The sequence below is a fragment of the Catenulispora sp. EB89 genome (assembly GCF_041261445.1).
In the GTDB taxonomy this organism is placed as follows: domain Bacteria; phylum Actinomycetota; class Actinomycetes; order Streptomycetales; family Catenulisporaceae; genus Catenulispora.
Genome location: NZ_JBGCCU010000030.1, coordinates 131,012 through 140,723, shown reverse-complemented (window position 1 = coordinate 140,723; position 9,712 = coordinate 131,012). Strand labels below are relative to the sequence as shown.

12 protein-coding genes are annotated in these 9,712 nt (G+C 69.7%); 5 read left to right on the top strand and 7 right to left on the bottom strand.

The window, feature by feature from the left end; translation table 11 throughout:
* Positions 1 to 285: 285 nt before the first annotated feature.
* The 5 genes from ABH920_RS42355 to ABH920_RS42335 form a co-directional block, all read right to left on the bottom strand.
* Positions 286 to 1,194, bottom strand: a complete 909-nt coding sequence (locus ABH920_RS42355) for a TIGR01777 family oxidoreductase (protein WP_370354965.1) — start codon at positions 1,192 to 1,194, stop codon at positions 286 to 288.
* On the bottom strand, positions 1,195 to 1,638 hold the full coding sequence (locus tag ABH920_RS42350) for a hypothetical protein (protein WP_370354964.1): 444 nt from the start codon (positions 1,636 to 1,638) through the stop codon (positions 1,195 to 1,197).
* Between the two features lie 130 nt (positions 1,639 to 1,768).
* The gene (locus ABH920_RS42345; protein ID WP_370354963.1) at positions 1,769 to 2,155 is read right to left on the bottom strand and encodes a hypothetical protein; all 387 of its coding nucleotides are present in this window, start codon (positions 2,153 to 2,155) and stop codon (positions 1,769 to 1,771) included.
* A gap of 63 nt (positions 2,156 to 2,218) precedes the next feature.
* Positions 2,219 to 3,085 carry an alpha/beta fold hydrolase gene (locus ABH920_RS42340; protein ID WP_370354962.1) on the bottom strand — a complete coding sequence of 289 codons (867 nt, stop codon included), beginning with the start codon at positions 3,083 to 3,085 and terminating at the stop codon, positions 2,219 to 2,221.
* Between the two features lie 125 nt (positions 3,086 to 3,210).
* A complete protein-coding gene (locus tag ABH920_RS42335) occupies positions 3,211 to 3,741 on the bottom strand; it encodes a CGNR zinc finger domain-containing protein (protein ID WP_370354961.1) in 531 nt (176 codons plus the stop codon).
* 212 nt (positions 3,742 to 3,953) lie between these two features.
* On the opposite strand from ABH920_RS42335, the gene ABH920_RS42330 reads away from it, so the two are divergent.
* The 3 genes from ABH920_RS42330 (at position 3,954) to secY (ending at position 6,504) form a co-directional block, all read left to right on the top strand.
* Entirely contained in the window at positions 3,954 to 4,457 is a 504-nt protein-coding gene (locus tag ABH920_RS42330) for a SigE family RNA polymerase sigma factor (protein WP_370354960.1), read from the top strand.
* Positions 4,458 to 4,536: 79 nt separating this feature from the next.
* On the top strand, positions 4,537 to 4,995 hold the full coding sequence (locus tag ABH920_RS42325; protein WP_370354959.1) for a hypothetical protein: 459 nt from the start codon (positions 4,537 to 4,539) through the stop codon (positions 4,993 to 4,995).
* 159 nt (positions 4,996 to 5,154) lie between these two features.
* Positions 5,155 to 6,504 (top strand): preprotein translocase subunit SecY, encoded by a 1,350-nt coding sequence (gene secY / locus ABH920_RS42320; RefSeq protein WP_370354958.1) that lies wholly within the window; start codon positions 5,155 to 5,157, stop codon positions 6,502 to 6,504.
* A 75-nt stretch (positions 6,505 to 6,579) separates the two neighbouring features.
* On the opposite strand, the gene ppk2 is transcribed toward secY, so the two are convergent.
* Positions 6,580 to 7,485: a polyphosphate kinase 2 gene (ppk2, locus tag ABH920_RS42315; protein WP_370354970.1), complete on the bottom strand. Its 906-nt coding sequence runs from the start codon at positions 7,483 to 7,485 to the stop codon at positions 6,580 to 6,582.
* Between the two features lie 147 nt (positions 7,486 to 7,632).
* Positions 7,633 to 8,481, bottom strand: a complete 849-nt coding sequence (locus ABH920_RS42310) for a MerR family transcriptional regulator (RefSeq protein WP_370354957.1) — start codon at positions 8,479 to 8,481, stop codon at positions 7,633 to 7,635.
* 140 nt (positions 8,482 to 8,621) lie between these two features.
* On the opposite strand from ABH920_RS42310, the gene ABH920_RS42305 reads away from it, so the two are divergent.
* Both ABH920_RS42305 and ABH920_RS42300 read left to right on the top strand, forming a co-directional pair.
* Positions 8,622 to 9,005, top strand: coding sequence for a VOC family protein (locus ABH920_RS42305; RefSeq protein ID WP_370354956.1), 384 nt, complete (start codon positions 8,622 to 8,624; stop codon positions 9,003 to 9,005).
* A gap of 32 nt (positions 9,006 to 9,037) precedes the next feature.
* On the top strand, positions 9,038 to 9,661 hold the full coding sequence (locus tag ABH920_RS42300) for an NADPH-dependent F420 reductase (protein ID WP_370354955.1): 624 nt from the start codon (positions 9,038 to 9,040) through the stop codon (positions 9,659 to 9,661).
* Positions 9,662 to 9,712: the final 51 nt, after the last annotated feature.

Here is a 9,712-nt window from a genome sequence, read left to right as displayed (position 1 = left end):
CCTCGGAGGTGGTGTCGGAGCAGACCCGCATCAGCGTCGCGGCCAGCTGGGTGGCGGTGCGCAGGGCGAGGTGTTCCTCGTCCGGGTCGGTGCCGCGTCGGCGGTCAGGGCTGCGCGGCGTCGGCGGTGCGCGCGGGCGGCGCGGCATGAGCGGGTGCGGTATCGATGGTGGTGCGGCGTGAGTGGTGCGGGCGGTGCGGCGTCGGCGGTCGGGGCTGCGTAGCGTGGGCAGCGTGGCGTCGGCGGTGCGGTGCAGTGTGTCCTGCGCGCGATGGATGTCGGCCGCTAGCCGGAGGTCGGGCGTTCCCGAAGCGCCGCGCTCAGCGCGGACTCGATATCCGCGTCACGGAACCGGAACCCGGCCGCAGTCAACCGCTCCGGCAGGACTCGCAGGCTGCCCAGCACTTCCGGCCCCATCTGTCCGACTCCCACGCGCAACGCCCAGACCGGTAGGCGCAGCCACGCCGGTTTGCCGAGCGCCGAGGCCAGCGCGTTCGTGAAGTCGCTCGCGCGGATCGGTGTCGGCGACGAGAGGTTGTAGGGCCCTTCGGTCTGCGGATGCTCGGCCAGGAAACGGATGGCCGCGACGGTGTCGTGAAGTGTCAGGAAGCTCCAATAGGCCCGGCCCGATCCGAGCGTGGTGCCGAGGCCGTAGCGGAACGGTGTCGCCAGTCGCGGCACCAGGCCGCCGGTGGCCGACAACACGAGAGCCGTCCGCAGGTGGCAGACGCGAACGCCGACTTCAGCGGCAGGCCGCGTGGCAGCCTCCCACTGCGACGTCACGCGCGGCAGGAACCCGTCGGTTCCCGGCGTGCTCGCCTCGGTGAGTTCTTCGTCGCCGCGGTCGACGCCGTAGTACCTGATGCCGGACATCGAGACCAGGACGCGCGGTGGTGCCGCGGCGCGTGCCGTCATCGTGGCCAGCGCCGTCGCGGTGTCGATGCGGCTGGCGGCGATCAGGTCGCGGTAGTCGGCGTTCCAGCGGCGGTCGCCGAGCGAGGCGCCGGCCAGGTTGATCACGACGTCGGCGCGGTCGACGAGGCGGGGATCGAGGCGTGCGGGATCCCACTGCACCTCATCAGGGGCCTGCGTCGGTCGGCGGACCAGCCGGACCACGTCGTGGCCGTCCTCGCGATATGCCGCACACAGCGCGCCGCCGATCAGCCCGCTCGATCCCGCGACGACCACCCGCACCTAGCCGCGCCCCACGCTCGCCACCAGCGTGAGCACGAACCCGGCGCCGACCAGCAGCCAGATCGCCCTCGCACTCGTCTTCAGCCGGCGCCGGAAGTCCGGGCGCTCCTCCGGGAGGGCGAAGACGCGTGCCGGCCAGTGGCGCCACGACACGTGCACGAACACGGCCGTCGCCGCCACGTCCAACGCGAGCGCGATGCCGTAGACCACCCGCGCCCCGGCCCACGGACACGCAACGATGATGGCCGTGGCACTCGCGATCAGCACCCCCGCCATCGCCAGCACGCGCCAGCGGTTCCCGTGCGCGAGGACTGTCAGGAACTCCTCCAGCTGATCGTCGTCGCGGAAGAACCGCGCACTGCGCGGCTGCACGACGGCCAGGCTGTAGGTCATGGAGCCGGTCCACACCGCGGCCGGCAGCAGATATGCGGCTTCGAGGATCACGAACCGCAGAGTACGCCTCCGCATCGCACCTGATGAGGCCGGATGCGGCGCTCGGCACTGCCCGGCTCGGCTCGGCACTGCTCGGCTCGGCACTGCTCGGCTCGACCCGGCTCGCCTCGGCTTCGTCAGCTCAGGTCAGCGGCTCTCCGCCGTCAACACGCAACGTGACGCCAGTGAGGAACGGGTTCGTCATCGCGAACAGCACGGCGTCCGCGATGTCCTGCGAGGTACCGATCCGCCGCGCCGGATAGTGCGTCCGGAAGTGCTCGAAGTACGCCTGCTTGCCCTCCTCCCCCATCGCGTCCCACGCCCCGGCCGGTACACCGCGCAGCCACGTCTGCTCCTCAACCAGCGCGCGAACGTCCGCAACCCGGCTACGACCAATGCTGGCGCCCAGTAGCGTCCCTGCCGCCACAACCGGCCCGTCATCGTGCTCGACTACGCGATCGGGCATCGCCACGTCGCCCTTCACCATCGCGGGGTCGAGCGCCGCCACATCGTCATCCAGCGTCGTCATCCAGCGACGTCAGCGGACCACGACGGTGATGGTCTCGCTGGTCATGACTGGCTCCTAAGTACCTTAGAGTCCTGCGTCAGCCAGGAAATCGAGGATCGCGGCGGCGATCTCGTCGGCGTGCGTCTCGAGCGCGAAGTGGCCGGTGTCGAAGAAGCGCACCGTGGCGTTCGGGTTGTCGCGGCGGTAGGCCTCGGCTCCGGCTGGCAGGAAGAAGGGGTCGTTGCGGCCCCACGCGGCGAGCAGCGGCGGCGTGTGCTTGCGGAAGTACTCCTGGAAGGCCGGGTACAGCTCCACGTTCGACTTGTAGTCGCCCATCAGGTCCAGCTGCACCTCGTCGGCGCCGGGGCGCGCGAGGTAGTAGCTGTCGAGGCTGTATCCGTCCGGGGAGACCGTCGCGGTCTCGGGGGTGCCGTGTGTGTACTGCCACGCCACCATCTCCGGCGACAGGAAGGTGCGCAGCGCTTCGCGGTTGGCCTGCGACCGGTCCTCCCAGTAGGCGCGGATCGGCGTCCAGCCGTCGCTCAGGCCCTCTTCGTAGGCGTTGCCGTTCTGCGAGATGATCGCCGTGATCCGCTCCGGGTGCATGGTCGCCAGCCGGAGACCGGTCGGCGCGCCGTAGTCGAACACGTAGATGGCGTACCGGTCGAGCCCGATCTCCTCGGTGAACCGGTCGATGACCTCGGCGATGTGCGCGAAGGTGTAGTCGAACTCCTCGCGGTCCGGCATCCCGGACCGGCCGAAGCCCGGCAGGTCCGGGGCGATGACGCGGTAACGCTCGGCCAGGGCCGGGATCAGGTCCCGGAACATGTGGCCGGAAGTCGGGAATCCGTGCAGCAGCAGCACGACCGGCGCATCCACCGGACCCGCCTCGCGGTAGAAGACCTTCAGGCCGTCGACCTCGGCAGACCGGTAGTCCACTCCGTTGCTCATTTCGCATCTCCTTGACGGCTCGGGCGGTGACGTGTCTCAGTCAACCGCGCTCGATCTAACCTGTCAAGATGAGTTTAGAGGTTAGGTGCGGAGATAGCCGTGGATCTGCAGAGCGAACCTCGCGCCTACGCCGTCTCGCCGGCGCGGTGGTAGTGCCGCCGCGCCTTCATCCGGTTGCCGCACACGGCCATCGAGCACCACTTCGCACTGTTCGGCTTGCTCCGATCGATCAGGAACAGCTGGCACTCGGGATTCGCACAGGCCCGAAGCCGCCCCGGGCTCGAAACCCGCAACGCGTCCCAGGCGATCACGGCCTTCGCCGCCGCGACGCGCCCCCCGGGAGCGCGCAGATCCCAGTCGAGGCCGTCCGCCGTGGCACGCGGCCAGTAGCCGACCTCGACCAGGAACGGCGCGAGCGCCGTCGGGCTCTGCTCGCCGCGCACGATCGCCTGCAGCACCGTCCGAACGTCGAGCAGCCCCTGCCACTCCTGTTTCGTCGCCTTCTGCCCGTTGGCCGCCAGCCATTGCCGCGCCAGCGCGAAGTCGGCGAGGTCGTCCTGCTCGTGCCCGTCCACCACCGGCGTCGTGTTGAGAAGGTTCAGCAACAGTTGCTCATCGGCGGGCTCCGCCATCGGCATGGTCACCATGGTCACCATCGACACGTTCCACCTTCCTGGCGCACCTTCGCCGGTCATCCCGGCCCTCGCCTTCCAGTCTAACCAGCAAAAACGGCGAAAGAAGTTAGTAGCGACGCCGCCGCTCCGACCCGCCCCGGAATTCCTCGCCGAAAGCTGTCACAAGGCGCGCGCCCTCGCGCGTTGAAAGTTATGTGGACGTCAACCAGCACGGCCGATGAAGGCAAGGGGAGATGAAGGATGACCGGCAGGCCTTCCAGGAGTTCACTGCCGCACACGGGGCCCGACTCTTCCGTACCGCGTACTTCCTGGCCGGCGGCGACTGGCACCTCGCCGAAGACCTCACCCAGGACACGCTCGTCAAGGTGTACCTGGCCTGGCGCCGGGTCAGCAGGGTCGAGAACCCCGCCGCCTACGCGCAGACCGTCCTCACCCGCACCTTCATCAGCCAGCGCCGCCGGAAGCGCTCGACGGAGCAGCCGATCGCCGATCCGCCGGAGCGGATCATCGAGGACGTCGACTCCGCGGTGCGGCTGACCCTGCTCGCGGAGCTGGCGAACCTGTCCGCCAAGGACCGGGCCGTGGTCGTGCTCCGGTACTGGGAGGACCTCAGCGTCGAGGACGTCGCGACGGTCCTGGGCATCAGCTCCGCCTCCGTCCGCACCCAGTCCTCGCGGGCCCTCGGCCGGCTGCGTCTCGCGCTCGGCGAGGTGTTCCCCGAACGGCTCCCCGGCTAGCCGCCGGCCACCGGCCACCGGCCACCGGCCACCGGCCACCGATCCCAGCAGACGCACCAGAAGGAAGGACGGCCCACCAGTGTCCACCGACATCTTCGAGACCGCCGCCGACGGCACGGGAACGGTGCGCGCGGCCTTCGACGCCACCGCGGCCGAGTGCCGGCCCGACGTCGACGCGATGACCCGCCGCGCGCTCGACCGCGGCCGGCGCGTGCGGCGGCACCGGACGGTCGGCAAGGCCGTGGGGTCGGCGGCCGCCGCGGCGGCGATCGGGCTGGGCACCGCCTACGCGCTGAACGAATCGGGCGCGGCGGCCCGGCCCACGACCATCCCGGGCAGCGGCACGCACGGCGGGAACACGGGTCCCGATCTGCCGGACCTCCGGACGCCTTCGGGGGCCGGCGCGCCGTCCACGACGTCTGACACGACCGCCGAGCCCACCTCGACCGTCACCGCGTCCGTCGCGAACGCCATCACGACCTGGCGTACCGCGCACCGCGGCACGTTGACCACGCTCAGGAAGGCCGCCTGGCTGTAGGACCGGGCCGGGAGAACCGGCCGGCGTAAAACCGCTCGCACCACCCAAGTACCACGCAAGTCACCCAAGTCACCCAAGTCATCCAGGCCGTTCCAGGCCATCAGGCGATTCCAGCTGCCCGAAACACCTTAGATATTCGTCTCCCCCGGAGGGCCGTCGATGCTCACCGCGTTCTTCCGCGCGTTCCGCACGCCCGATTTGCGAAGAAAGCTACTGTTCACGCTGGCCATCATGGCCGTCTACCGCTTCGGCGCGCACATACCGCTGCCCGGCGTGAACACCAGAGCGCTGGCCAGTTGCACCGGGGCCTCAGCCCAGTCGGGCACGAGCAGCCAGGCCTTCGGCCTGCTCAACCTGTTCTCCGGCGGCGCGCTCCTGCAACTGTCCATCTTCGCGCTCGGCATCACGCCCTACATCACGGCCTCGATCATCTTGCAGCTGCTCACGGTCGTGATCCCGCGCCTGGAGGCCCTCAAGCAGGAGGGCCAGACCGGCCAGGCGAAGATCACGCAGTACACGCGCTACCTGACGATCGGCCTGTCGGTCCTGGAATCGACGATGACACTGACCGCGGCCCGCAACAACCCCGGCTACCTGCTCGGCAGCAGGTGCAGCACCACCGCCGTCTTCTATCCCACGGTGACCTGGGAGGGCACGGTCGTGATGGTCATCATCATGACGGCCGCGACCTCGCTGCTGATGTGGCTCGGGGAACTGGTCACCGACCGCGGCGTCGGCAACGGGATGTCGGTCCTGATGTTCACCTCGATCGCCGCCAGGTTCCCCACCTCGCTGTGGGCGATCAAGCTGGCCTCGCACACCCTGGACGGCTGGCCGGTGTTCTGCGCCGTGCTGGTGCTGGGCGTGCTGACCGTGGCCGCGGTGGTGTTCGTCGAGCAGGGCCAGCGCCGGATCCCGGTGCAGTACTCCAAGCGCATGATCGGCCGGCGCGCCTACGGGGGCTCGTCGACGTACATCCCGCTGAAGCTGAACCAGCCGGGCGTCGTGCCGGTCATCTTCGCCTCGTCGGTGCTGCAGATGCCGGTGATGCTGGTCGGCCTGACCGGCGGCCAGACCGCGACGAAGGGCTGGCAGGGCTGGATCAACCGGCAGTTCACGACCACGGTGCACGGGTACCCGCTGACCTACACGCTCAGCTACCTCCTGCTGATCCTCGGCTTCGCCTTCTTCTACATGTCGATCACGTTCGACGCCGTGGAGATCGCCGACAACATGAAGAAGTACGGCGGCTTCGTCCCCGGCATCCGCGCCGGCCGGCCGACCGTCGAGTACCTGCGCTACACCTCGACCCGCATCATGTGGCCCGGCGCGCTCTACCTGGCGGTGATCGCGGCGATCCCGATGATCGCCCTCGACCGGCTGCACGCGAGCGCGTCGTTCCCGTTCGGCGGCACCACGATCCTGATCATGGTCGGGGTCGGCCTGGAGACCGTGAAGCAGATCGAGTCGCAGCTTCAGCAGCACAACTACGAGGGCTTTCTCCGGTGATCGCAGCGATCGCCGCGATCGCCGCGATGACAGCGAATACAGCGAATACAGCGATGACCGTGATCACAGCACGTTTCAGGCTTTGGACAGACGCGGCAGCACCCGGTGCGGATCGGCATCGCTGCGCTCGGACAGCAGGGCGGCGGAGCCGAGGATCTGCGGATCGGGCGTCTGGGCGATCTCGGTGTCCTTGTTGGCGTACGGGAACAGCGAGAGCACGTGCTGCATCGCTGCGAGCCGGGCGCGCTTCTTGTCGTTGCTCTTGATCACGGTCCAGGGCGCGTCGGCGGTGTCGGTGTAGAAGAACATCGCCTCCTTCGCGTCGGTGTACTGCTGCCAGCGCTCCAGCGAGGCCAGGTCCATCGGGCTCAGCTTCCACTGGCGGACCGGGTCGACCTGGCGGATCAGGAACCGGGTGCGCTGCTCGGCCTGCGAGACGGAGAACCAGAACTTCACCAGCGTGATGCCGTCGCGGACCAGCATCCGCTCGAACTCCGGCGCCTGGCGCATGAACTCCAGGTACTCGGCCGGGTCGCAGAAGCCCATGACGCGCTCGACGCCGGCGCGGTTGTACCAGGAGCGGTCGAACATCACGATCTCGCCGGCCGCCGGCAGGTGGGTCACGTAGCGCTGGAAGTACCACTGGGTGCGCTCGCGCTCGGTGGGCTTCTCCAGGGCGACGACCCTCGCGCCGCGCGGGTTGAGGTGCTCGGTGAAGCGCTTGATGGTGCCGCCCTTGCCCGCGGCGTCCCGGCCCTCGAACAGGATCACCAGGCGGCCGCCGGTGTCCTTGATCCAGTTCTGGAGCTTCAGGAGCTCGATCTGCAGGAGACGCTTGTCGTGCTCGTACACGAGACGGTCCAGGCGCTCGCGGTACGGGTAGTCCTGGCGCCAGGTGTCCACCGGCACGCCGTCGGCGCCTATGAGGATCGGGTCGTCGTCGTCCGCCTCCTCGATGCGCAGACCGCCGGTGGCGGTCACGTCGGCGAGGTTCCAGTCGCGCTGCTGCTCGGGGCCGTCGGCGGCGTCGTAGGAATCGGTGGGCTGCGGTTCGGTCGGTTCTCCACTCACAGGGGCAATATCCCCGAACAAGTTCGCCTGCTGATCAGCCATACGCCAAACGTTATGTTAACTCCCGGAGCTCGTCGCTGTTCCGTTTGCCACACCGGTGCTGAAGACCGGCCAGCAGACGTCGGTGCGCCACGCCTTCTCGTCGGCGGTGTCCTGCCGGCCGACGACGTAGTACTCGCGGATGGGGCCGTCCAGCCGCAGCTCGTGGTTCGCGACGTGCGCGGCCAGCGCGCCGTAGGCCCGGTCGACGTCGGCGAGCGAGCCGCGGTGCTCGATGACCGCGAGCTCGGCGGCCGGCACGACGGCGGGTTCGACCCGTCCCAGGCGCGGGACCTCGGTCGCGGTCGGCACGAAGACGGTGGCCTCGCCGCGCTCGTCGGCGAACAGCTCCCCGGCGTACAGCCCGCCCGCCGGACCCGTCGGCCGCATGCCCCGGGCGTCGAGCGTGGCGTGCAGCTCGCCGAGCGCACCCAGGTACCACGGGACCAGGTCCGCCATCGTGATGACGGCGGTGACGGCGGCCGTCATCACCGCGCCGACCGTCCGCTGCCCGACCGGGCCGACGGCGGACGGACCGGCGAGCAGGTCGCGCAGCGACGCCACCGCGGACTGCGTACGCGCCAGGCTCTGTTCAAGGCTCGCCATGTGCGTGGCGATGAGCTCGTTGCGCGTGGGGAGGTCGGGCGCCGCCAGCACGGCGTGGATCTGGACCAGCGGCATGTCCAGGTCCCGGAAGCGGCGGATGACCTGCGCGGTCTGGATCTGGTCGGTGGTGTACCAGCGGTAGCCGGTGTCCGCGTCGACGTCGGCGGGCGCCAGCAGACCGACGCGGTGGTAGTGGCGGAGCGTCTTGACGCTCAGCTGGGTGGCTCGGGAGAAATCGCCGATGGTCAGCGCGGCAGGCATCTCGCCAGTATTCACCCCTCCCCCAAGGGGAGGGGCAAGCGCGCGAGCCGCTGTTGACCCTCCCTCAAGGGCACCGCCGACGGTGGAACCAGTCGGCCGCGGCGCCGACGTGACCACAGCCCCACCGGAAGGAACCAGCCATGACCACGCAAGCCCCGACGACCGGCCTCGGCGTCTTCGCCCTGAGCATCGACTGCGCCGACCCCGCCCCCCTCGCGGAGTTCTGGGGCAAGGTCCTCGACCGCCCCGTCAGCCCCGGCCCGACCCCGGAGAACGTGGTGGTCGAAGCCACCGACCCGGCGAACGGCCCGCTGCTGTTCTTCAACAAGGTGCCCGAGGCCAAGGCCGGCAAGAACCGGCTCCACCTCGACCTGCTCACCGAGAACTACGACACCGAGCGCGAGCGGCTGCGCGGCCTGGGCGCCAAGGCCCTCAACGAGATCTCGTTCCCCGGCGCGCGATGGACCACGTTCGCCGATCCGGAGGGCAACGAGTTCGACCTGCTGACGATGCAGGCGAAGTAGCCGATCCTCCCGACAAGAAAGGAAGACCCACCATGAGGACCATCAGCATCATCGGCCTGGGCACCATGGCCGCGGCGATCGGCGCCCGCGCGGTGCGCGGCGGCAACCTCGTCGAGGTCACCGGCCGGGACTCGGCCAAGGCCGAAGACCTGGCCAAGAAACTCGGGGGCGGCGCCACAGCCGGCGCGTTCGGCGCCGTCCCGGCCGGCGACATCGTCATCCTCGCGGTCCCGCACGCCGCCGCCGCGCCGATCCTCGCGCAGTACGGGGACGCACTGGCCGGCAAGATCATCGTCGACATCAGCAACCCCCTCACCGAAGACCTCAGCGCCAAGGTCACCCCGGGCGGCGTCTCCGCCGCGCAGCTGATCGCCCAGGCCGCCCCCGCGAGCGCCCGCGTCGTGAAGGCGTTCGACGTCGTCTTCGGCGAAGTCCTGGCCGACCCCGACCGCCCGGCGGACGTCCTCATCGCTGGCGACGACGCGCACGCCAAAGCCGACGTATCAGCGTTCATCGAAACCCTCGGCCTGCGTCCCCTGGACACCGGCGACTTGACGATGGCGGAGTGGCTGGAGGGCGCGGCCCTGCTGATCATCGGCCTGGCGAAGCAGCGAGGCAACGCCGACTTCACACTCGGAGTCGGCGTACCGCGCTGAGCGCATCCGCAGCCTCTGACGGGACGTTCGTGGCGGCTCTACCGCCACGAA